Source organism: Neorhizobium sp. NCHU2750 (genome assembly GCF_003597675.1).
Lineage (GTDB): Bacteria > Pseudomonadota > Alphaproteobacteria > Rhizobiales > Rhizobiaceae > Neorhizobium.
The window spans coordinates 571051-592669 of sequence record NZ_CP030827.1 but is presented as its reverse complement, the minus strand read 5'-3'; the positions used below and the strand labels follow the sequence as shown (position 1 = coordinate 592669).

20 protein-coding genes are annotated in these 21619 nt (G+C 62.5%); 9 read left to right on the top strand and 11 right to left on the bottom strand.

The window, feature by feature from the left end; genetic code table 11:
- Positions 1–96 precede the first annotated feature (96 nt).
- A complete protein-coding gene (locus NCHU2750_RS02810; protein WP_119939069.1) occupies positions 97–366 on the top strand; it encodes a hypothetical protein in 270 nt (89 codons plus the stop codon).
- Between the two features lie 5 nt (positions 367–371).
- On the opposite strand, the gene NCHU2750_RS02805 is transcribed toward NCHU2750_RS02810, so the two are convergent.
- The 6 genes from NCHU2750_RS02805 to NCHU2750_RS02780 all read right to left on the bottom strand — a co-directional run bounded on the left by NCHU2750_RS02805 (position 372) and on the right by NCHU2750_RS02780 (position 9327).
- On the bottom strand, positions 372–731 hold the full coding sequence (locus NCHU2750_RS02805; protein ID WP_119939068.1) for a VOC family protein: 360 nt from the start codon (positions 729–731) through the stop codon (positions 372–374).
- 83 nt (positions 732–814) lie between these two features.
- On the bottom strand, positions 815–3487 hold the full coding sequence (gene ppdK / locus NCHU2750_RS02800; protein ID WP_119939067.1) for a pyruvate, phosphate dikinase: 2673 nt from the start codon (positions 3485–3487) through the stop codon (positions 815–817).
- Positions 3488–3960: 473 nt separating this feature from the next.
- Complete coding sequence (gene smc / locus NCHU2750_RS02795) at positions 3961–7422, bottom strand: chromosome segregation protein SMC (protein ID WP_119939066.1); 3462 nt, start codon at positions 7420–7422, stop codon at positions 3961–3963.
- Between the two features lie 36 nt (positions 7423–7458).
- Positions 7459–8163 carry a DsbA family protein gene (locus NCHU2750_RS02790; protein ID WP_119939065.1) on the bottom strand — a complete coding sequence of 235 codons (705 nt, stop codon included), beginning with the start codon at positions 8161–8163 and terminating at the stop codon, positions 7459–7461.
- A 144-nt stretch (positions 8164–8307) separates the two neighbouring features.
- Positions 8308–8826 carry a DUF721 domain-containing protein gene (locus NCHU2750_RS02785; protein ID WP_119939064.1) on the bottom strand — a complete coding sequence of 173 codons (519 nt, stop codon included), beginning with the start codon at positions 8824–8826 and terminating at the stop codon, positions 8308–8310.
- Positions 8827–8862: 36 nt separating this feature from the next.
- A complete protein-coding gene (locus tag NCHU2750_RS02780; RefSeq protein WP_119939063.1) occupies positions 8863–9327 on the bottom strand; it encodes a hypothetical protein in 465 nt (154 codons plus the stop codon).
- Between the two features lie 96 nt (positions 9328–9423).
- On the opposite strand from NCHU2750_RS02780, the gene mutY reads away from it, so the two are divergent.
- Both mutY and NCHU2750_RS02770 read left to right on the top strand, forming a co-directional pair.
- Positions 9424–10521, top strand: a complete 1098-nt coding sequence (mutY, locus tag NCHU2750_RS02775) for an A/G-specific adenine glycosylase (RefSeq protein ID WP_119939062.1) — start codon at positions 9424–9426, stop codon at positions 10519–10521.
- Positions 10522–10534: 13 nt separating this feature from the next.
- Complete coding sequence (locus NCHU2750_RS02770; protein ID WP_119939061.1) at positions 10535–11149, top strand: HAD family hydrolase; 615 nt, start codon at positions 10535–10537, stop codon at positions 11147–11149.
- A gap of 25 nt (positions 11150–11174) precedes the next feature.
- Here NCHU2750_RS02770 and NCHU2750_RS02765 read toward each other — a convergent pair whose 3' ends face one another.
- Positions 11175–11939 (bottom strand): S24 family peptidase, encoded by a 765-nt coding sequence (locus NCHU2750_RS02765; RefSeq protein ID WP_119939060.1) that lies wholly within the window; start codon positions 11937–11939, stop codon positions 11175–11177.
- 168 nt (positions 11940–12107) lie between these two features.
- On the opposite strand from NCHU2750_RS02765, the gene NCHU2750_RS02760 reads away from it, so the two are divergent.
- Entirely contained in the window at positions 12108–12404 is a 297-nt protein-coding gene (locus NCHU2750_RS02760; RefSeq protein WP_162939456.1) for a hypothetical protein, read from the top strand.
- A 123-nt stretch (positions 12405–12527) separates the two neighbouring features.
- On the opposite strand, the gene NCHU2750_RS02755 is transcribed toward NCHU2750_RS02760, so the two are convergent.
- Positions 12528–13658 (bottom strand): site-specific DNA-methyltransferase, encoded by a 1131-nt coding sequence (locus NCHU2750_RS02755; protein WP_119939058.1) that lies wholly within the window; start codon positions 13656–13658, stop codon positions 12528–12530.
- 190 nt (positions 13659–13848) lie between these two features.
- Here NCHU2750_RS02755 and NCHU2750_RS02750 point away from each other — a divergent pair, with 190 nt between their 5' ends.
- The 3 genes from NCHU2750_RS02750 to NCHU2750_RS02740 all read left to right on the top strand — a co-directional run bounded on the left by NCHU2750_RS02750 (position 13849) and on the right by NCHU2750_RS02740 (position 16252).
- Positions 13849–14145: a nucleotidyltransferase family protein gene (locus tag NCHU2750_RS02750; RefSeq protein WP_119939057.1), complete on the top strand. Its 297-nt coding sequence runs from the start codon at positions 13849–13851 to the stop codon at positions 14143–14145.
- Entirely contained in the window at positions 14145–14489 is a 345-nt protein-coding gene (locus NCHU2750_RS02745) for a HepT-like ribonuclease domain-containing protein (protein WP_119939056.1), read from the top strand. Before NCHU2750_RS02750 ends, NCHU2750_RS02745 begins: the two co-directional genes overlap by 1 nt.
- Positions 14490–14611: 122 nt before the next feature.
- Positions 14612–16252: a Na+/H+ antiporter gene (locus NCHU2750_RS02740; protein WP_119939055.1), complete on the top strand. Its 1641-nt coding sequence runs from the start codon at positions 14612–14614 to the stop codon at positions 16250–16252.
- On the opposite strand, the gene NCHU2750_RS02735 is transcribed toward NCHU2750_RS02740, so the two are convergent.
- Together NCHU2750_RS02735 and NCHU2750_RS02730 are read right to left on the bottom strand one after the other, a co-directional pair.
- A complete protein-coding gene (locus NCHU2750_RS02735) occupies positions 16240–16605 on the bottom strand; it encodes an antibiotic biosynthesis monooxygenase family protein (RefSeq protein ID WP_119939054.1) in 366 nt (121 codons plus the stop codon). The two genes, NCHU2750_RS02740 and NCHU2750_RS02735, sit on opposite strands and share 13 nt — an antisense overlap.
- Positions 16602–16943 carry an NIPSNAP family protein gene (locus NCHU2750_RS02730; protein ID WP_119939053.1) on the bottom strand — a complete coding sequence of 114 codons (342 nt, stop codon included), beginning with the start codon at positions 16941–16943 and terminating at the stop codon, positions 16602–16604. The genes NCHU2750_RS02735 and NCHU2750_RS02730 overlap by 4 nt, the downstream gene beginning before the upstream one ends.
- Before the next feature lie 113 nt (positions 16944–17056).
- Here NCHU2750_RS02730 and NCHU2750_RS02725 point away from each other — a divergent pair, with 113 nt between their 5' ends.
- Positions 17057–17743, top strand: coding sequence for an ArsR/SmtB family transcription factor (locus NCHU2750_RS02725; RefSeq protein WP_119939052.1), 687 nt, complete (start codon positions 17057–17059; stop codon positions 17741–17743).
- A 130-nt stretch (positions 17744–17873) separates the two neighbouring features.
- On the top strand, positions 17874–18563 hold the full coding sequence (locus tag NCHU2750_RS02720; protein ID WP_119939051.1) for an HAD family hydrolase: 690 nt from the start codon (positions 17874–17876) through the stop codon (positions 18561–18563).
- 67 nt (positions 18564–18630) lie between these two features.
- Here NCHU2750_RS02720 and NCHU2750_RS02715 read toward each other — a convergent pair whose 3' ends face one another.
- Positions 18631–21615, bottom strand: a complete 2985-nt coding sequence (locus NCHU2750_RS02715) for an autotransporter outer membrane beta-barrel domain-containing protein (protein ID WP_119939050.1) — start codon at positions 21613–21615, stop codon at positions 18631–18633.
- Positions 21616–21619 lie beyond the last annotated feature (4 nt).

The window sequence follows — 21619 nt, the reverse complement described above, 5'->3', positions numbered from 1 at the left end:
CCGATGCATTTTTTCGTGATGTCCGCGCATTTTGGTGAAAGATGCCCTAGATGATTTCAAGCGGCTTCGTTGCGCCGATTCTTCTGGAGCATGACCATGCGTCTTCATCGTCTTCTGCTGTCTTCCGCCCTTCTCGCACTTTTGGCATCATGCCAGACGATGACACCGGAAGAGCGGCGAGCGGCCGACGAACACACCTGCTCGTCTTACGGGTTCAAGCCGAAGACCGATGCGATGGCCCGCTGCCTGCTCGACCTGGACCTCGACCGCAGCGCCCAGAGCCGCGCGATGATGTATGGCAACGATTACATGTTCTGGGGTCCGCCGATGATCGTCGCCCGCCCGGTCTATGTGCATCGGCATTGATGCCTTCACAACCGGTATTGCAGTTCGATCAGGATGCCCTCGGGGCCGTGGACGAAGATCTGGCCTATCGTGGTGCCGGGGATCTGGCCCTGCCTGAAGCGGAAGCCGGTGGATTTCACTCTCTCGAGGGCTTCGTCGCGGTCGTAGGGGCCGAAGGCGACGTGGTTGAACAGGCCAGCGGGGAAATCCTCGTCTCGCTCGACGGTATTGATATGGATGGCCGGGTGGCCGTCGAGATAGAGCCAGTGGCCGGGAAAGGGAAATGGCGGGCGAGGCCCCTCCTCCGCGCCGAGCACGGCCTTGAGGAAGCAGACCATTGGCGCTGCGTCACGGGCTTCGATGTTCACATGGTCCAGACGTGGCATGCCCCCTCCCAAGGTTTTCCACCAGGTTGTCAAGCTAGCATATCCGCCGGGCCGACGGCCACATCGCGCTAAAGGATACGCCCTCAGCCTTTGCGTTTCTCGATCGCTGCCTGTGCCGCGGCCAGCCGTGCCACCGGCACGCGGAAGGGCGAACAGGAAACGTAATCCAGATCGGCATTCTCGCAGAAATGGATCGATGCCGGATCGCCGCCATGCTCGCCGCAGATGCCCATCTTGAGATCGGGCTTGGTGCGGCGCCCGCGCTCGGCGGCGATCTGGATCAGTTCGCCGACGCCATCGAAATCGAGCGAGATGAACGGATCATGCTCGATAATGCCCTTCCGCTGGTAGGTCGGGATGAAGGTGGCGGCATCGTCGCGCGAAATGCCGAATGTCGTCTGCGTCAGGTCGTTGGTGCCGAAGGAGAAGAATTCGGCAGTTTCGGCAATCACGTGGGCGCGGATCGCCGCGCGCGGCAATTCGATCATGGTGCCGGCAAGATAGCCGATCTGCATGCCGGTCTCCGTCCAGACCTCGCGCGCTACGGCATCGATGACGCCTTTCACATAGTCGAGTTCGGCGCGCAGGCCGACGAGCGGCACGAGGATCTCCAGCTCCACCGGTTCGCCGGTTTCGGTGGCGGCAGCAGTCGCGGCCTCGAAGATGGCGCGGGCCTGCATCTCGGCAATTTCCGGATAGGAGATCGCCAGCCGACAGCCGCGATGACCGAGCATCGGGTTGAACTCATGGATCGCATCGATGCGGCGGGCCAGAAAGGCGGCCGGCATGCCCATGGCGCGCGCCACGTCGTCGATCTCGGCCTCGGTCTTGGGCAGGAATTCATGCAGCGGCGGGTCAAGCAGGCGGATGGTCACCGGCAGGCCGTGCATGATGGTGAAAAGCTCGGTGAAATCGGACCGCTGCAGCGGCAGGAGCTTGGCGAGCGCCGTGCGGCGCGCGGCCTCGTCCTCGGCGAGGATCATTTCGCGCATCGCATGGATGCGGTCATCCTCGAAGAACATGTGCTCGGTGCGGCAGAGGCCGATGCCCTCGGCACCGAAGGAGCGGGCGGAGCGGGCATCCTGCGGGGTATCGGCATTGGTGCGCACCTGCATGCGGCGCGCGTTGTCGGCCCATTGCATCAGGCGGCCGAAATCGCCGGAGAGTTCCGGCTGAAGCATGGCGACGCTGCCCTTCAGCACCTGACCGGAAGACCCGTCTATGGTGACGGTATCGCCCTTTCTGAGCGTGATGCCGCCGATGCCGATCAGGAGTTCGTTGCGCAGGTCGACGCGCATCGATCCGGCGCCGACGACGCAGGGGATGCCCATGCCGCGGGCAACGACCGCCGCGTGGCTGGTCATGCCGCCGCGCGTCGTCAGGATCGCTTCCGCCGCATGCATGCCGTGAATGTCTTCCGGGCTGGTCTCGATGCGGACCAGAACCGCGCGACGGCCTTCCGCCTCGACCTCGACCGCCTGTTCGGCGGTGAAGACGATCTCGCCGGTCGCGGCGCCGGGAGAGGCCGGCAGGCCGGAGCCGATGACGTGGCGCTCGACCCGCGGATCGATGGTCGGGTGCAGCAACTGGTCGAGCGATGGCGGATCGATGCGACAGACGGCCTGTTCTTCCGAGATCAGCCCCTCGTCGACCATTTCGACCGCCACCCGCATGGCCGCACGCGTGGTGCGCTTGCCGGTGCGGGTCTGCAGCATCCACAGCTTGCCGCGTTCGACGGTGAACTCGACATCCTGCAGATCCTGATAGTGCCGCTCGAGCCGTTCGCAGATCTGGCGAAACTCGGCGAAGGTCTCGGGCATCAGCTTTTCCATCGACGGCTTGTCGGAGCCGGATGCGAGCCTGCCTTCCTCGGTGATCGATTGCGGTGTGCGGATGCCGGCGACGACATCCTCGCCCTGGGCATTGGCGAGGAATTCGCCATAAAGCGCCTTCTCGCCGGTCGAGGGATTGCGGGTGAAGGCTACGCCGGTTGCCGAAGTGGAGCCGAGATTGCCGAACACCATGGCCTGAACATTGACCGCCGTTCCCCATGTATCAGGGATACGGTGAAGGCTGCGATAGGTGACGGCGCGGGTATTGTGCCAGCTGGAAAAGACGGCGGCGATCGCCTTCCACAATTGCACATGCGGATCCTGCGGGAAGCTTTCGCCGAGTTCATCCTCAATCAGGTTCTTGTAGAGGGTGACGACATGCTGCCATTCGACAGCGGAAAGATCGGTATCCTGCTGGCGACCGAGCCTGCCCTTTTCGTCTTCCAGCACTTCCTCGAAGATCTCGTTGTCGAGGCCCATGACGACATCGGCATACATCTGGATGAAGCGGCGATAGCTGTCCCAGGCAAAGCGGGCGTCGCCGGCATCATGGCCGAGCGCCTGCACCGTCTCGTCGTTGAGGCCGAGATTGAGGACCGTATCGAGCATGCCGGGCATGGAGGCGCGCGAACCGGAGCGGACCGAGAGCAGCAGCGGCTTTTCGCTACCGCCGAAGATGCGCCCGGTCTCCTGCTCGACCGACGTCAGGCCGGCCAGAACATCGGCCATCAGATCGTCGGTGAGCTTGCCATCGTTGCGGAAGAATTCGTGGCAACAGTCGCAGGTAATGGTGAGGCCGGGAGGCACCGGCAGGCCGAGGCTTGCCATCTCCGCAAGATGAGCCCCCTTGCCGCCAAGCAGCGCAACATCGGCAGCGCCACCCTCTGCCTTTCCGCCCCCGAACCAGTATACCCGTTTGACCATGCCTTCCTCCCCGGCCAATCTTCTCTGAATCCAGAGGTTTTGCAATAGGTTGGGAAATCAACACGGCAGCAATATGGTGCGGCGCAACAATCCGCAACCGGCAATTTGGCGCAAGGGAAGGATGAATTTGGAGGCGTTGCAGTTAAAGACTTTGCGGGGCCGGATCACACGGCCCCGCAAAGCCTTCCGCACAGGACAGGAAACCTGTGCGGGGGGTAAGTATTCGCCAGGACAGCTTTTGCGTCCGAAAGGCGCCCCCCAGCCCCCAGCGAATTCAACATTTCATGTAGCCGTATACCACATCGGGTACATCCCCTATATGGGTGAAACAACGCAGATATGACGCCGATCAATCCCGTTGCGAAAAGATTTCGGCCTGTGGCGCGGCATGACGGGCAGCGGACCACCTCTACAGATCACCAGATACGTGGTTAAGCGCATGGATGCCGGTCGCTGAAAAGAGACGAGGCGAATCAGCTCGCTTCGCGAATCAGCTCGGCGGTCTGCAGATCGACCGATACGAGCTGGGAAACGCCCTGCTCGGCCATGGTGACACCGAACAGGCGGTTCATCCGCGCCATGGTGATCGGGTTGTGGGTGATGATGACGAAGCGCGTCTCTGTCGAGGCGGCCATCTCGTCCATCAGGTTGCAGTAACGCTCGACATTGTGGTCGTCGAGCGGCGCATCCACCTCGTCCAGCACACAGATCGGCGCGGGATTGGTGAGGAAGACGGCAAAGATCAGCGCCATGGCCGTCAATGCCTGCTCGCCGCCGGAAAGCAGCGTCATGGTCTGCGGCTTCTTGCCCGGCGGGCGGGCAAGGATTTCGAGACCGGCCTCAAGCGGATCTTCCGATTCGATCAGCTGCAGTTCGGCGGTGCCGCCACCGAAGAGGTGGGTGAAGAGCCGCTGGAACTGGGTGTTGACCACATCGAAAGCGGCAATCAGCCGCTCGCGGCCTTCGCGATTGAGGCTCTGGATCGCACCGCGCAGCTTGCGGATCGCATCGACCACGTCATCGCGCTCGCGGATCAGGGCATTGAGCTTGTCGGAAAGCTCCTTCTGCTCCTCATCGGCGCGCAGGTTGACGGCACCGAGGCGTTCGCGCTCCATCTTCAGCCGATCGACCTCGCGCTCGATGGCGCGGATATCCGGCACCGGCTGGCCGGGTTGAAGGCCGGTCAGGCGCAGCACTTCCTGCGGCGCGACATTCAGCGCCTCGCGGATGCGCTGCTCGCTCTCGTGGCGCTTTTCGGCGGCGGAGACGAGGCGCTCCTCGGCGCGGCCACGCTTTTCGCGCATGTCAGCCAGTTCGGAAAGCGCCATGGCTGCCTTCTGGTCGGCCTCGCGCTGGCGAGTTTCGGCAATCGCCAGCTGGTCGCCGGCCCGACGGCGGGCCTCTTCCGCCTTCTGCAACTCGGACAACAGGTTGCGGCGGCGGTCATCGACCTCTTCGGGAGCAGCCTCCAGCTCGACGATCTCGTCGCGAGCCTCTTCCTCACGCTCGCGCAGGCTTTCGATATGTTGGGCGGCGCTGTCGGCACGCACCTTCCACGACGAGCGTTCCTGGGCAATCGCGGCGATACGGCGCTTGCGCGCCTCAAGCTCGCGGCTCAGGCCCTCATAGCTTGCACGAGCTTCGGCCAGCACCCCGCGATGGGTGGCAACGGCGGCCTGCTGGTCGCGCAGGCGGTTGTCGAGATCCGACAGGTCCGGCGCGTTTTCGAGTTCGATGCGGGCATTCTCGCCCTGCGCCTCGACATCCTCGATCTGCGCGTCGACCTGGTTCAGGGCTTCGGAGACGACATCGCGGCGGCGCATCAGGTCGCCGGAGGCACGCTCGGCGGCTGCGAGCGCCTCGCGGGCATCGGCAACGCTGCGGGTGGCGAGCCGCACGCGGTCGCGGGCGTCGGAGAGCACACGCTCGTGCGCGGCGATCTCGGCCACGGCATCGGCGAGCAGGCTTTCGCATTCAGCCAGCACGTCGCGTGCCTCGTCGATCTCGGCTTCGAGTTCGGAGAGCCGGTTCTTCTGGGACAGTCTGAGCGCCGCAGCGCCGGGCGCCTCGGAGCCGGTGACGTGACCATCCCAGCGATAGACGGCGCCTTCCTTCGTCACCAGCCGCTGGCCGGGCTTCAGGGACGACATCAGGGCTGCCGCCTGTGCAGCGGAAACGATGCCGATCTGGGCAAGGCTGCGCGCCAGTTCCGGCGGGGCGGTGACGCGGGTCGACAAGGGTTCTGCGCCCTCGGGCAGATGCGGATCGGCAGAAGCATCGCCGCTCAGCGACCAGTAGGTCGGCGCGGATGCATCGACCGGGCTTTCCAGATCGTCACCCAGGGCTGCGCCGAGGACGGCCTCATAGCCGCGCTCGACATGGACCAGTTCGGCAACCGGTACAAAATCGCCCGCACTTGCTCCGGCTGCGAGCATTTTCCTGATCGTGCGGGCCTCGGTCTCAAGCCCGTTCAGCGCCGTCCTCGCATCTTCGAGCGGACGACGGGCGGCAAGCTCGGCGGCACGGGTGGCGGCGAGAGCGCTGTCAGCCTCCTCAGCGGCGGCGGTTGCGTCTTCCAGTGCAATCTCGGCCGCCTCGACGAGTTCTGCCTTTTCCGCCGGATCGTCGAGCGTGGCCAGACGACCGGTGACGGCATCGAGTTCTGCCGCCGCATCCTGGCGCTGGCGATCGAGACGCTGGCGGCGCTCGGCAAGATCGCGGATCAGACGTTCGAGCTGGTTGCGGCCGGCAGCAGCCTCGGCGCGTTCGCCGGTCAGGGCGGCCAGCGACTGCTCGCTTTCTGCAAGTGTAGCGCCCGCAGCCTCGAAGGCTTCGCGCAGATCGGCGCTTTCGGCACCGCTATCGGCCAGCATGTCGTTGAGCTCGGCCTCTTCCTCGTCGAGCTTCTGCAGGAACGAGGTATTGTCGGCCGCAAGCTGTTCCTCGCGGCGAATGTCTTCGGCAAGCTGGGCAAGCCTTCGGGTCAGCTCGTCGCGGCGCTTCAGCAGGCGCCCGGCTTCCTCTTCCAGCTGGCTGCGGGCGATCTGCAGGCGCTGCAGGGCGGCGCCGGCTTTGGCCTCTTCCTCGCGCAGTTCCGGCAGCTTGAGGCTTGCGACCGCCTGATCTTTCGCAGCCTGCATCTGGGCCTGCGCCTTTTCGGCGACGACGGAGGTGATCTGGTTCAGCGCGGTGGTGGCTTCCAGCTCCGCCTGCTCGGCCTCGACCCAGCGGATATGCAGAAGCATGGCCTCGCGGGCGCGGATATCGGCAGACAGCGCCTTGAAGCGGTTTGCCTGGCGGGCCTGGCGCTTCAGGCTCTCGATCTGGCTTTCCAGCTGGACGACGACATCTTCCAGCCGCTCCAGATTGGTCTCTGCAGCGCGCAGGCGAAGCTCGGCCTCGTGGCGGCGCGAATGCAGGCCGGAAATGCCGGCCGCTTCTTCGAGCAATTGGCGGCGCGCCTGCGGCTTGGCATTGATCAGTTCGCCGATACGGCCCTGGCCGACCATGGAGGGCGAGCGGGCGCCGGTAGAGGCATCGGCGAAGAGAAGCTGCACATCCTTGGCGCGGCTTTCCTTGCCGTTGATGCGATAGACGGAGCCATTCTCGCGCTCGATGCGCCGGGTGACCTGGATCTCGTCGGCATCGTTGAAGGCGGCCGGTGCGGTGCGGTCGAAATTATCGAGATAGAGCCCGACTTCGGCGGTGTTGCGCGCCGGGCGGTTTCCGGAACCGGAAAAGATGACGTCGTCCATGCCGGACGCGCGCATGTTCTTGTAGGAGTTTTCGCCCATCACCCAGCGCAGCGCCTCGACAAGATTGGACTTGCCGCAGCCGTTCGGCCCGACCACACCGGTCAGGCCACGCTCGATGATGAATTCCGTCGGCTCGACGAAGGACTTGAACCCGACGAGGCGCAGCTTGTTGAACTTCATGCCGCGCCTCTCGCACTCTCGAAGGAAAGCGCGTTATCAGATGCTGTCGAGAAGCGACGACATGGATTCAACCGACATGTCTCCAGAATACTTCTTCCCGTTGATCAGGAAGGTCGGGGTGGCGTTGACGCCGAACTCGTCCGACGCCCGCTTTACCACGGCATTGATTTCATCGAGAAGCTTCTGGTTCGTCAAGCAGGCTTCGAAAGTCTGCTGTGTGTAACCGGCAATCTTGACGGTCTGAAGCAGTGCATTGCGCACGTCCTTGTCGGCCGGGGCCGCCCAGGAACGCTGCTGCTCGAACAGCATGGCGACCATGGCGAAATACTGCTCGGAGGTCGCAAGCTCCTCCGGCTTCTGCGGGTTGGAACGCGCCAGCATGAAGGCGGCGGTGGCAACCGGATCGAAGGGGAATTCGCGCAGGATGAACTGTGCCTTGCCGCTATCGACATATTTCTGCTTGATGCCGTCGAAGCTGGTCGTGTGGAAATGGGCGCAGTGCGGGCAGGTCAGGGAGAAATACTCGACGATCTTGATCGGCGCATCTTCCTTGCCGAGGAACATTTCCGGCAGCGTGCCGGGCTTCAGCACGGCGGCCATATCCACATCGCCCTGTGATTCCGGCTTTTCTTCCTGCGCGAATGCCTCAGTGGCACCGAGCGGCAGGGAGAGGCCCAGAGAGGTCACGGCTGCGCCACCAAGAAGTGCGCGCCGAGTCGTGGTGATGTCGTTCAGAAGCATGGAACACCCGTTTAAGGACAGATTTTTATACAGTTGGAACTTCCGTAGCCCGGTGTCTCAACCTCGGCAAGTTGCCGATAGGTAACTTACTTCAAAGAATTGTGACAAAAGCAGGAAAATCAGCAGCAATCGCCGATTTCAATCCTACCGTGCGCGCTTTTGCTGCAGCACGGCAGTGCCGAGCTTTTCGACCGCCTTGCGCAGCGCTTCGCTCTCGATGCCCTCCATCATCTCATGGAGACGGCGGGCAGGTTCACCCTTCAGGGGTTTCGGCGTGCGCGCATGCTTGACCTGCGGTGAAACGGGCTTCTGGACGATGCGGATCTGGCGCACTGCCGGGAAGCCGAAAAACGCGTTGATGCGGCCGATCAACTCGCCCTGTGCATGGGTGAGGAAAAGTGCGCGCGCGCCCTCGCAGGCGATCGTCAGTACGCCCGGCGTATAGCCATCCTGACGATAGCCGTCATTGCGCGCCCAGGTGATCTTTTCAGGCCGCGTGCAATCGGCGAATTCCTCGCCGGCGATCTCGTCCCAAGAGCCGAGCAGTGCCGTCGATATGCCGGCACGCTTGGCCAGCACCGGATCGATGATGCCATTGGCGATCTCGGCGATCTGGCTTGCGCCCTTGCGGATGAAGGGTTTGGCGGTTTTTTGACTGTTCATGGGCCATTTCCATACAACAGATCTGACAGGAAGTGATCAGCGAATTCCGTACCACTGCTTAACGGCACCTATCATGGAAGCCCGTGCGAAAGCGACGGTCGCCACAAGATAGACGATTGCGATGGCACTTTGGCCGAGAGGCCTCGAAATACCGTCCCCCGACATAACGAGCGCGATGGTAACGAAAACGAAGAGGAAAAGGCCGAGAACTGCCCCTGCAAACAGCCCAATCGCATCGACCGCAGATGACCGGTCTCTCCGCCTCGGCTGGAACAGCGAGAAAGCCGGCCAGTCAAAAAGCTGGTACAGCCTCAGAATGACATGGTGATAGTCCTCGGCGTCTCTGTAGGCCAGTATCCTGGATTTCAACATTTCACCGAGTGACATGTTCACAAGAATCACCGCGAGAACAACCGCACTCAAGGCCAGCAAAGGCACGGGCGGCGCCATCGAGCGTGCGATGTCGGACAATCGTACAAGAGCATCAAGAACGTTTATCATCAGGACCTCCGGCAATATCGAAGCAAGCGAAAAATCCCCAGCTTTTGCAGCTTACAACAATTGGCCGGCAGGCGCACACTCACTATCTTGACCCCGATGAGTATCTCTCCCGTTCAAAACCGCGTCGCGCCACCATCCCATGCCGAGCGCCTGCTTTCCTGGTACGACCGGCACCACCGGGAACTGCCGTGGCGCGTCAGCCCCTCGGCTGCGAAGGCCGGAAAGAGAGCCGATCCCTATCGTGTCTGGTTGTCGGAAGTGATGCTGCAGCAGACGACCGTGCAGGCGGTCAAACCCTATTTCGCCAAGTTTCTCGAACGCTGGCCGAAGGTGACGGATCTGGCGTCCGCTCCATCCGAGGATGTGATGGCCGCCTGGGCCGGGCTTGGCTACTACGCGCGCGCGCGAAACCTGAAGAAATGCGCCGAGGCAGTGGCAAACGACCATGCCGGCGTCTTTCCCGATACCGAGGATGGGCTTCGGGCACTGCCCGGCATCGGCGACTATACGTCGGCGGCGGTGGCGGCGATCGCCTTCAACCGGCCTTCGGCCGTCATGGACGGCAATGTCGAGCGGGTGATCTCGCGGCTCTTTGCGATTGATGCTCCCCTGCCCGGCTCCAAGCCGGTGATGAAGGCCAAAGTGCGCGAACTCACGCCCGCCGACCGGCCGGGAGATTTTGCCCAGGCGATGATGGATCTCGGTGCGACGATCTGCACGCCGAAGCGCCCTGCCTGCGCGCTCTGTCCGTTCCGCGACGACTGTCTGGCGCTGGCCGAACATGATCCGGAGCGTTTTCCGGTCAAGGCAGCGAAGAAGGACAAGCCGGTGCGGGTCGGTGCGGCCTATGTTGCCGTCACCGACGGCGGCACGGTGTTTTTGCGCCGCCGCGCCGAGACAGGACTGCTCGGCGGCATGACAGAGGTGCCGACCACCGACTGGACGGCGCGGATCGATGGCGGTACGGGCGTCGAGCATGCGCCATTCGATGCAGACTGGGAGGCATGCGGCGCGATCGTGCATGTCTTCACCCATTTCGAACTGCGGCTTTCGGTCTATCGCGCGCGGGTCGCGACGGGCAGCGAACCGGCCGGCTGGTGGGTGCCGGTCGAGAGGCTTTCGGAAGAAGCCTTGCCGACTGTCATGAAAAAGGTAATCAGTCAGGCTATTCCCACCGCCTTCGCAAAACACTGAACCAGGAATCATCATGGCAGGCCAGATCGACCACATCGTCTTCGACATCGGCAAGGTTCTCATCCATTACGATCCGAACCTGCCCTTCAGCCGCATCATTCCCGATGCGGAGGAGCGAAAATGGTTCTTCCAGAATGTCTGCACCCATGACTGGAACCTGGAACAGGATCGCGGCCGCAAATGGGAGGATGCCGAGGCGCTGCTGATTGCCGAGCATCCCGATCGCGAGGAGCATATCCGCGCCTTCCGCAAGCATTGGCACGAGATGGTGCCGCATGCCTATGACGGCTCGGTCGCCCTGATGCTCGAACTGATCGACAAGGGCCATGACGTGACGATGCTGACGAACTTTGCCGCTGACACATTCGTCGAGGCGCGCAAGATCTATCCGTTCCTCAATGCGACGCGCGGCGTGACCGTTTCGGGCGAGATCGGGCTGATCAAGCCGGATGTGGCGATCTACGAACGGCATGCCAAGGATTTCGGCCTTGCGCCGGAACGGTCGATCTTCATCGACGATACGCTGGTGAATGTGGAAGGCGCGCGGGCCGCAGGCTGGCAGGCGGTGCATTTCAAGGATGCCGATACGCTGCGTCAGGATCTCATCGCCCACGGCGTTTCGATCTGATCGCCAGCCGCATGCGCTGCCGCTGTCAGCAGGCGACGGCAGCGCTTCGCACGCGACCCAGAATTTCCAGATCGGCGAGCGTGGCTTCGCCGATTTCCTGCGGCGGATAGGCTGCGGCATTGTCGGCCAGCAATTGCACGCCGCCGCCGATCAGGCGCTGCACCCGCCTGATGATGAGGCGGCCCTCCGCCCTCAAGGCATAAATCCCCCCGTCGGCGAGATTGCGGTCGGCAGTATCGACAAAGACCGGCGACTGGTCGGCAATCGTCGGCATCATGCTGTCGCCTTCCGCAAGGACCGCCGACATCGATGCCGGATCCAGCCCGAGCCTTCTCCAATAGTGCTCGATCAGGGCCGCGGACGGTCCGATCTCGTCATAGCCATGCAGATAGGGCGCGGGCGGATTGTCCATCAGGCCCGGCGGCCTCATACTCGTTGCCGTCGTGCCCGCAGCCCCATCACCGGAGAGGTCAATGCGGATGCTGCCCTTTTCGAAGGACCATTCGCCGCCGAGATAGCGGCCGGCAATGCCGACCTTTTCGGCCAGCATTTCGAGCGTGGCAAAGGTCGGATCCTGCTTGCCGTGGCGGTAATTGTCGAGCGTGTTGTCGGTCAACTCGACCGCGTCCGCAGCCTTGGTCCTGCCGCCCAGCATTTCGCAGAGGACCACGACCTTGAAGGATGTCGCCCGCCGCAAGGGATCGAGATCGAGCTTTGTCCAGCTGAGTGAAAACTTGGCCAGCCTCGCCTCTACCCTAGCAGCAATTTCGTCCGAAAGTGGAATCTTCATCTAGAGGTAACTCTGAGTAGAAATCAGTTTACAGGTGAAAATCATTTTACTAATCTCAGTGTGATTTCACCATTCCAAGAGCGCTTACACGTTCAGCTTAATCCGCTCACCCGCAACCGCAAGCGGTCTTTGCGAATAAGGCAAACTGTGTTCTTCGAGCAGCCTTCCATGCAGCATCCCGACAGGATCGCAAACGTATTCGAAACGCCGTCAGACGATTTCGAGGAGAGCTTCGCCTTCGAGATGGAGGACGGGTTGCGCAAGACGGTGACGGTGTCGCGCGCCGGACTGCAGTTCTTCGTCATGACCAGCTATCTCGACGGCGCAGTGACGGACACGACCGTGGAAACATTCGAGGCGGACGGGCCGGTGAAGATCAGCGTGATGGAGAGCGGCATCTACCTCTCAAGCGCACGCATGCTGCTTGCCGATCGCGTTCGGCTCAGGCGGACGCGCTTCTTCTGATAAGAGAGGCGGCAGAAAAAGAAATGGCGCCCGGGTACAGCCACCCGGGCGCCGATGATCCCCTTCCGGGACTAGAGGTACAAAACCGGAAGAGGAATTGGTCGATCCGGTGTGACTGGTGGCTCAGTCGAGTTTGGCCAGATCGTTGCGGATGACGACGCGCAGTTCATCGATGGGACGCAGGCTCTGGCCGTCGTCGAAGTGCCAGAATGTCCATCCGTTGCAGGCATCAAAGCCCTGCACCTTGGCACCGAGGCGATGGATCGAACCCGCATCGCCACCGGAGGAAAGCGTGCCGTCGGCGCGGATGATTGCGCTGTAGCGACGGCGTGCGTCGGTCAGGACCTGGCCGGGCTTCAACAGGCCCGCCTCGATCAGAACGTTGAAGGCGACGCGCGGTTCGGCCTTCTTGCCGGTCATGACCGTCAGCTCGGCCTTGCCGAGCGGTTCGACCGCCTCGATGCGAGCCGACGCCGCCTCGATATAATCCTGCTCGCGCTCGATGCCGACGAAGTTGCGGCCGAGGCGTTTTGCGACGGCGCCGGTCGTGCCGGAACCGAAGAACGGGTCGAGGATGATATCGCCCGGCCTGGTGGAGGCCATGATGACGCGGGCGAGCAGGGCTTCCGGCTTCTGGGTCGGATGAACCTTCTTGCCGTCGTCGCCCTTCAGCCGCTCGCCGCCCGAGCAGATCGGGAACAGCCAGTCGGAGCGCATCTGCACGTCGTCGTTGGAGGCCTTCAGCGCATCGTAATTGAACGTATAGCCCTTGGCCTTGGCATCGCGGCTTGCCCAGATCATCGTCTCATGGGCGTTCTGGAACCGGCGGCCCTTGAAGTTCGGCATCGGGTTGACCTTGCGCCAGACGATGTCGTTCAAGAGCCAGAAATTCAGGTCCTGCATGATCGCGCCGACGCGGAAGATGTTGTGATAAGAACCGATGACCCAGATCGTGCCGTTCGGCTTCAGGACGCGGCGGCAGGCAAGCAGCCAAGCGCGGGTGAAGGCATCGTACATTTCGAACGAGGCGAACTGGTCCCAGGCGTCATCGACGGCATCGACGACCGAATGGTCAGGGCGGTGCAGCGTGCCGCCGAGCTGGAGATTGTATGGCGGATCGGCAAAGATCGCGTCGACCGAATGGTCCGGGAGCGCTTCGAGAGCTGCGACGCAATCACCCTTGATGATGGAGTTAACCCATGCGTCCGGACGAACCTGTTTTCTCAGGTCGGCCAGCGGAAGAACAGCAGCCATTTCACACTCGCTACGCTATACATAAAACGAATTTACTGACTGTTATGGTTACTCATTCTGGTTACCAAAAGCTGAAGCCGGCGTTCGATTTGTGGAAAATGTTCCAGCGGGTTGGCCGCGTAGGCCGGCATGGCTGGCGATTTGGCGAAACCGATTCCGCTTTTGCCTGCAATGCGCTAGAGTTGCAGGCATGAGACGGACCGAGGCGATCGAAAAGCTGACGCAACAGGCCGACGCCATCAGGGCGCTCGGCGCGACGTCGCTTTACCTTTTCGGCTCGGTGGCCCGCGACGAGGCAGGCGCCGAAAGCGACCTCGACCTGTTCATCGATTATGATGGGACGAAGAAATTCTCGCTGTTCGATCTCGTTGGAATAAAGCTTTTCCTCGAAGAGGAACTTTCGGCCGACGTGGATCTGACCACCCGCGACAGCCTGCATCCTCTGCTTAAGGACCGGATCGAAAATTCAGCGATACGGATATTCTGATGGCGCGCGATGCAAGGATCGTTCTGCTTGAAATTCTCGATGTCATTTCAAGGATTGAGGAAACGGCAAAACAAAGGACCAGAGAGGAAATCGAGGCTGAATTCATGGTCTTTCTGGGAATCCAGCGGGCTATCGAGATCATTTCGGAAGCAAGCCGGCACATCCCAGTGGAGTTGCTTGATACCGAGCGAAACATCCCATGGAGTTCGATCCGCGGCATGGGAAACGTATTGCGCCACGAATATCATCGAATCGCCAGCGACGTGATCTGGGACGCCATCCAGCACGATCTGCCTCAACTGAAATCGGCAATTGAACGGATGATGACGATCGCCAGACCATAGCTTGATCATCTCGGTTCGCACCTAAGCCGCGCTCCCGCGCTTTTCCCGCCCCTTTGCCTTGCATCTCCCGCATTCGCTTCCTATTCAAGGAAACATTGCGAACGGAAGAGGTATTTGAGGACTTGGATAGCATCACCATCGGGCTCGTCATGCTGCTCGCCGTCATCCTGAGCGGTACCATTTCACGCCTGCTGCCGCTTGCCATTCCGATGCCTCTGATCCAGATCGCACTCGGTGCCGCGATCGCAGCCGTCACCGGCGGCGGTGTCGAATTGCAGCCGGATATATTCTTCCTGCTGTTCCTGCCGCCGCTTCTGTTTCTCGATGGCTGGCGCATCCCCAAGGAAGGGCTTTTCCGCGACAAGGCGGTGATTCTGGAACTGGCGCTCGGGCTTGTCGTGTTCACGGTGATCGGGGTCGGCTTTCTCATCCACTGGATGATCCCGGCCATGCCGCTGGCGGTGGCCTTTGCGCTGGCGGCGATCGTTTCGCCGACCGACCCGGTGGCGGTTTCGGCGATCGCCCAGCGCGTGACGATCCCGCCGCGGCTGATGCACATTCTCGAAGGGGAATCGCTGCTCAACGATGCATCGGGCCTCGTCTGCATGCGGTTTGCCGTAGCCGCAGCCGTCAGCGGCAGCTTCTCGCTCTCGGATGCGGTGGGCACGTTCCTGTGGGTGTCGGTCGGCGGGATCGTGATCGGCGCCGGCTGTACCTGGCTCGTGGTGCGGATCAAGGACATCGTTTCACGCAAGCTCGGCGAGGAACCGGGCTCGCAGATCCTGATCAGCCTGCTCATTCCTTTCGGTGCCTATCTGATCGCCGAGCATCTCCATTGCTCCGGCATTCTCGCGGCGGTGGCCGCGGGTATCGCGATGAGCTATGGCGAATTGCGCGGCAAGGCGCTGGCGATCACCCGCGTGCGGCGCAATGCGGTTTGGGACACGGTGCAGTTTGCACTCAACGGCACGATGTTCGTGCTGCTTGGCGAACAGTTGCCGGGCATCGTTTCGGGTGCTGCGCGCGTGGTGACGGAAACCGGCCACATGGATCCGCTGTGGCTGATCTTCTACGTGATCGCCATCAATGTCGCGCTTGCGCTTCTGCGCTTTGCCTGGGTGTGGGTGTCGCTGCATTTCACCATGTTCCGTGCCGCGAGGCGCGGCCAGCATATCCGCAAGCCGCACTGGAAGCTGCTTGTCGCCACTTCGCTCGCCGGCGTGCGCGGCGCCATCACCCTTGCCGGTGTTCTGACGCTGCCTTTCTTCCTCGACGATGGCGTGACCCCCTTCCCCGCCCGCGATCTGGCGATCTTCCTTGCTGCCGGCGTGATCATCTTCTCGCTCATCGCCGCCAGCGTCGGCCTGCCCTTCCTGTTAAAGCACCTGCAGTTGCCGCCGGAACCCGATCATCACCAGGAAGAAGATACCGCCCGGATCGCCTCTGCCGAGGCTGCGATCCGGATGATCGAGAAACTGCAGCACGCGATGAGCGAGGGCCGCACCGATGCCGACCTCTATGGCCAGGTCGGGACGCGGCTGATGGAGCTTTACCGCGAGCGCATCGACGGCCGCTCCAAGGTCGGCGACGAGGCCGAAGAAGTACGGCGCATGGAAGAGGTCGACAAACGGCTGAGGCTTGCGGCGCTGAGGGCGGAGCGCGACGAGATCTTCCGGCTGAGCCGTGCCCGCAAGGTCTCGGAAGAAATCGCCCGCAAGCTCATTCGCGAGATAGACCTCGCCGAGACGCGCTACAGCAGCTGAGCTTCGCCGGGGCCATGGATAGCCCTGCTATCCTTCGGCGTCTCGTCGCGCTCGAACATGCCGTAGTCGCGCAGGACATGGCCGATGCGCAGCCTATAGTCGGCAAAAACGCCGTTGCGACCGGCCTGCTGCGCGGCGCGATGTGCCTCGATATTGCGCCACGCCCTGACCGCCTCCTCGTCGCGCCAGAAGGAGAGCGACAGGAGCTTGCCGCGCATGGTCAGGCTTTCGAACCGCTCGATCGAGATGAAGCCGTCGATCTTTTCCAGTTCGGAGCGCAGGTCGCCGGCGAGATCGAGGTAACGGTGCCGCTCGCCCATATAGGGGACGACTTCGAAGATGACCGCGATCATGGCTTGATGATTTCCCCCGCTTGCGCCCCGTGGGGCAGAGACAGGTTCTTCAGAAAGATGCGGTCCTCCCTGAGGATGAAGCGCTCGCGCCTGGAAAATTCATAGTTCTCGCGGCCGAGCGGATCGGCGGAAAGCCTGGCGCGATAGGCCTCGTAGGCCGCGAGGCTTTCGATATTGTAGACGCCGTAAGCTGTCGTGGCCGAGCCTTCATGCGGACCGAAATAGCCGATGAGATCGGCGCCGTTGCGCGGAATCGACTGGCCCCAGGCGCGGGCATAATCGGCAAACTTGTCCTTCTTGAACGGGTCGATCTCGTAGCGGATGAAGCAGGTGATCATGGGTCTTTCCTCTCTTATGTCCTCGTGACCCGCTCCTTCTGTCATGTTGCCCGGCCGGAATGCTTCGACTACGGTCGAAGTATGAAGCTTAAAGATGTGCGAGACTGCGCGGCATGAAAGAAGGACCAGACATAGCCCGCATCGGCACGCTGATCGGCGATCCTGCCCGCGCCAACATGCTGACGGCGCTGATCGGCGGCAAGGCGCTGACGGCCACCGAGCTGTCGCAGGCGGCAGGCGTGACGCTGCCGACGGCGAGCGCGCATCTTTCCAAGCTGGAGGATGGCGGGCTGATTACCCAGCGCAAACAGGGGCGGCATCGCTATTTCACCCTTGCCGACGCGGCAACCGGCGCACTGGTCGAAACCATCATGGGATTTGCCGCGAGCCGCGGGCATCTGCGCTACCGACCGGGCCCAAAGGACCCGGCGCTGAGGAAGGCACGGGTCTGCTACGATCACCTTGCCGGCGATTATGGCGTGCGGATGCTCGACAGTTTCGTCTGCCGCGGGGAGATCGAGACGGATGGCGACAACCTGTCGCTGACGGCAAGGGGGCGCGAGCAATTGCAAGCCTTCGGCATCGACCTGACCTCTCTCACCTCCAGCCGCCGGCCGCTGTGCAAATCCTGCCTCGACTGGAGCGAAAGGCGGTCGCATCTCGCCGGCGTGCTCGGCAAGGCGCTGCTTGTCCATATGTTCGACAGGGGCTGGGCACGGCGAAGCGACAACAGCCGGGCGGTGATCTTCACGCCCGAAGGCGAGCGGCAATTCCTGCTGCAGTTTCCGCTCGACGCCTGAGGGCCGCAGCCTCCCATATAGCCTCCCATCCAGCCTCCCATATTGTTCGCCCCTGCCATGCGGTTGCACCCGGTTGAGCTTCACCCTTGCTTCCGATAGAAGGCGGCTGACGTCTTAAAAGGGTACCACCATGAGCGGTTTCGACCTCATCATCTTCGATTGCGACGGCGTGCTCGTCGATTCCGAAATCATCGCGGCGCAGGTCGAATCGCGGCTGTTGACGGAAGCCGGTTATCCGATCAGCGCCGAGGAAATGGGCGAGCGCTTTGCCGGGCTGACCTGGAAGGACATTCTGCTCGCCGTCGAGAAGGAAGCCGATATTCCGCTTTCGGCCTCGTTGCTCGACAAGTCGGAAAAGCTGCTCGATGCCCGGCTCGAACGCGACGTGAAGGTCATCGACGGGGTGAAGTTCGCACTCGCCCGCCTGACGACGCAGCGCTGCATCTGCTCCAATTCTTCGAGCAAGCGGCTCGACATGATGCTGACCAAAGTCGGCCTCAAACCCTATTTCGCGCCGCATATCTATTCGGCCAAGGATCTCGGGCCGGACCGGGTCAAGCCGAAGCCGGATATCTTCCTGCATGGCGCCGCGCAGTTCGGCGTCGACCCGTCGCGCTGCCTCGTCATAGAGGATTCGACCCATGGCATTCACGGCGCAAGGGCTGCCGGCATGCGGGTGGTCGGCTTTACCGGCGCATCGCATACCTATCCGAGCCATGCCGACCGGCTGACCGATGCCGGTGCCGAAACGGTAATCTCGCGCATGCACGACCTGCCGGCCGTCGTCGCCGCCCTCGGCGAGTGGGCCGAAGCGATCTAAACCTCTGTTTTATCGCATGTCGTTGCCGCAAAACCGCTTTACACTTTTGCGCGACATGCTCTGAACCTCAGAAATCGACAATGAGGCTCGCCTTCGCAGCATGGCTTGCGAAGGATTTGGCGAATTCGCCTGAATAGGTAAGCTTCAGCCGCGCGGCCTTGGTCACCTGCGCCGAAAGAGACGCCTCGACGACCGCCGTATCGCGCGGCAGCGACACGCCCTCAATGAAGAACGGGCTGCCGGTCGAGAATGCCATTTGCGACGACGGTGTCAGATCGCCGATCGCGTGGCGCCAGCCGAGCATGCCGGAGAAGCTTGCCGGCAGATCCTGATTGCCGATATCGGCCGCCCAGCGCAGGCCGAGCGTCGTCAGCGTCACGTCGTCCGTGCCGCCATTCGACGAGAGTGCCGCCGCCCCGCCCTTCTCGCGGAAGCCATCCGTATCGAGATTGACGTAAGCGAGATTTGCAAACGGTTCGAGCGTGACCGGGCCGGCCTTCCGGCGCCAGCCGAGATCGGCAAAGACCTGTCGGGTGGCGCTGGCATAATTTGATTCCAGCTCATCCTCGAAGGTGCCGAAGGCGATGTTTCTCGTCGTGCGGATCTCGTTCTTGGAATAGATCGCCCCGCCGGTGAAGTTGAACGCGCCCCAATCGGCGGCGGCATAGAGGCCGGCGTGATAGCTGTCCCAATCGGCGTCGAGGCCGCCCGAGGCATTGGTGTAGCCGAGCATGCCGCCGAGCTTCCAGTGATCTGCAACGTCGCCATCGACACCGGCGAACAGGCCGGCCACATGGCTGTCCATGCCCGCCGCATTGCCATCGCCATCGATCCGGTCGGTGGCGGCGATGCCGGTCATCCAGAAGGAAGGACCGCCATCCTGTTGCCTGACCGGGACATCGCCCTTCATGCGGTCGATGACAGCCTCGCGGGCAAGGCTTGCCTGCTGCATGAGCTGGCTTTTCAGCGAGGCGTGCAGCTCGCCGCTCAATTGCGAAAAGGCATCGCGGGCGCCGGCGGCGGTCAGCGGCAGCACACCGAGGAAGACGGAATTGTCGGTGGCGAGCGACTGGACCGCATTGGCGGTCGCACGCGTGTTGCGGGTTTCGGCCACGTCGGCGAAATTGACGTCGTTGCGATAGAGATCGAGCGTCACCGAGGTTGGATCATAAGTGAGGATCGGCGACAGGAAGGCGAGATCGGAGTTCACGTCGTCGAAGACACCGGTGACGCTGCCGCCGGTCAGGATCGTGTAGGTGGTATCGAGCGCATAGGTGCCGGCACCGGCCAGAACCGAGACCGTGCCGCCATCGATTGTCACCGTGCCGGATGCATCGACGCGATCGGAGGCTCCCGTCGCATCCGCGTCGACCTGATAGGTCGAGCCCTTTTCGAAGGTGACATTGCCATTGACGGCCACCGTGGCGATGCCCGGTCCGGGCGAAAGCGTGCCGCCTGAGCCGACGACGAGGCCACCGAGATCGCCCGAGCCGGCAAGCATACCGTCATCGCCGATATCGAGCGCGCCGCCGATCGAACCGTCGTTGACCAGCGTGCCGCCGGTCAACGTCGCATCGCCGGTGATCGTGCCAGTGTTTGAGAAGGTGCCGCCGGTATTGGTGAGCGAGGCAACGGTGCCGGCGTTGGAAGACGTACCGGCATTGACGACATTGCCCGCCGTCGCCCCCGAATTGTTGACGAAGGCAGCGGCTGCCGCGACATCCACATCGGTGACGGTGAAATTGTTGGTGACGGTGCCGCCGGTCACGATCGTATCGCCGGTGACCGTGCCGGAATTGGTAAACGTGCCGCCAGTATTGGTCAGCGAGGCGACGGTGCCGGCGTTGGAACTCGTGCCGGCGTTGGTCACGTCGCCGGCCGTTGCGCCCGTATTGTTGACGAAGCTGGCAGCGGCCGCGACATCCACGTCGGTGACGGTGAAGTTGTTGACCACGGTGCCGCCGGTCACGACCGTATCGCCGGTGACGGTGCCGCCGTCATTGTTGGTGAAGGTGCCGCCCGTATTGGTCAGAGAGGCGATCGTGCCGGCATTGGAACTGTTGCCGGCATTGGTGACGTCGCCTGCGGTCGCACCGGTATTGTTGACGAACATCGCCGCCGCCATCACGTCGACATCGGTCACCACGAAATTGTTGGTGACCGTACCACCGGTGATGACCGTATCGCCGGTGACGGTGCCGCCGTCATTGTTGGTGAAGGTGCCGCCGGTATTGGTCAGCGTGGCGATCGTGCCGGCGTTGGACGAGGTGCCGGCATTGGTCACGTCGCCGGCGGTCGCGCCCGAATTGTTGACGAAGATTGCCGCCGCAGCAACATCGACATCGGTAACGACGAAATTGTTGTTCACCGTGCCGCCGGTGATCACCGTATCGCCGGTGATCGTGCCGCCGTCATTGTTGGTGAAGGTGCCGCCGGTATTGGTGAGCGTGGCGATCGTGCCGGCATTCGAGGCCGTCCCGGCATTGGTCACGGCGCCGGCGGTCGCGGCGGAATTGTTGACGAATTCGGCCGCGGCGGCGACATCGACGTCGGTCACGACAAAATTGTTGGTGAGCTTGCCGTCGTCGACCGTCGTCTTGCCGGTGATCGTGCCGTCATTGACGGTTTCGCCGCCGGTCATGTTGAGGCTGCCGTCCAGCGTGCCGGAATTGGCGAGATTGCCGCCGATCATCTCGACATTCGAGGACAGCGTGCCGCTTGTCGAAATCTCGATGCGGCCGGGATCGGAGAGCGTCGTGCCGCCCGAAGCGGTCAGGCCTCCATCGACATGCAGGGTGCCGCCGCTCACATCGACGCTGCCGACGGTCGCATCGGACGACACGGTCGGCGTGCCGGTGCTTATCGAGGTGGCGTCGCCCGTGCCCGGCGCCGTTGGCGTCCAGTTGGCGCTGTTGGAAAAATCATTGTCCGAGGTGCCGGTCCAGGCGGATTGTGCGGAGGCAGCAAAGGGCAGCAGCCAGGCGACCGAAACGATCGCCGTGCAGAGCTTGAGGCGCCGCCTTGCGCCTGCCGAAATCGCTCGAGCCGACATTCCC

Coding starts and splice junctions, on each gene's coding strand:
- NCHU2750_RS02790 (WP_119939065.1), bottom strand. CDS start 8,163: ATGCTTCTGAACGACATCACCACGACTCGGCGCGCACTTCTTGGTGGC.
- mutY (WP_119939062.1), top strand. CDS start 9,424: ATGAGTATCTCTCCCGTTCAAAACCGCGTCGCGCCACCATCCCATGCC.
- NCHU2750_RS02725 (WP_119939052.1), top strand. CDS start 17,057: ATGAAAGAAGGACCAGACATAGCCCGCATCGGCACGCTGATCGGCGAT.
- NCHU2750_RS02810 (WP_119939069.1), top strand. CDS start 97: ATGCGTCTTCATCGTCTTCTGCTGTCTTCCGCCCTTCTCGCACTTTTG.
- smc (WP_119939066.1), bottom strand. CDS start 7,422: ATGAAGTTCAACAAGCTGCGCCTCGTCGGGTTCAAGTCCTTCGTCGAG.
- NCHU2750_RS02720 (WP_119939051.1), top strand. CDS start 17,874: ATGAGCGGTTTCGACCTCATCATCTTCGATTGCGACGGCGTGCTCGTC.
- NCHU2750_RS02805 (WP_119939068.1), bottom strand. CDS start 731: ATGCCACGTCTGGACCATGTGAACATCGAAGCCCGTGACGCAGCGCCA.
- NCHU2750_RS02750 (WP_119939057.1), top strand. CDS start 13,849: ATGAGACGGACCGAGGCGATCGAAAAGCTGACGCAACAGGCCGACGCC.
- NCHU2750_RS02785 (WP_119939064.1), bottom strand. CDS start 8,826: ATGAACAGTCAAAAAACCGCCAAACCCTTCATCCGCAAGGGCGCAAGC.
- NCHU2750_RS02730 (WP_119939053.1), bottom strand. CDS start 16,943: ATGATCACCTGCTTCATCCGCTACGAGATCGACCCGTTCAAGAAGGAC.
- NCHU2750_RS02735 (WP_119939054.1), bottom strand. CDS start 16,605: ATGATCGCGGTCATCTTCGAAGTCGTCCCCTATATGGGCGAGCGGCAC.
- ppdK (WP_119939067.1), bottom strand. CDS start 3,487: ATGGTCAAACGGGTATACTGGTTCGGGGGCGGAAAGGCAGAGGGTGGC.
- NCHU2750_RS02765 (WP_119939060.1), bottom strand. CDS start 11,939: ATGAAGATTCCACTTTCGGACGAAATTGCTGCTAGGGTAGAGGCGAGG.
- NCHU2750_RS02770 (WP_119939061.1), top strand. CDS start 10,535: ATGGCAGGCCAGATCGACCACATCGTCTTCGACATCGGCAAGGTTCTC.
- NCHU2750_RS02745 (WP_119939056.1), top strand. CDS start 14,145: ATGGCGCGCGATGCAAGGATCGTTCTGCTTGAAATTCTCGATGTCATT.
- NCHU2750_RS02755 (WP_119939058.1), bottom strand. CDS start 13,658: ATGGCTGCTGTTCTTCCGCTGGCCGACCTGAGAAAACAGGTTCGTCCG.
- NCHU2750_RS02780 (WP_119939063.1), bottom strand. CDS start 9,327: ATGATAAACGTTCTTGATGCTCTTGTACGATTGTCCGACATCGCACGC.
- NCHU2750_RS02760 (WP_162939456.1), top strand. CDS start 12,108: ATGCAGCATCCCGACAGGATCGCAAACGTATTCGAAACGCCGTCAGAC.
- NCHU2750_RS02715 (WP_119939050.1), bottom strand. CDS start 21,615: ATGTCGGCTCGAGCGATTTCGGCAGGCGCAAGGCGGCGCCTCAAGCTC.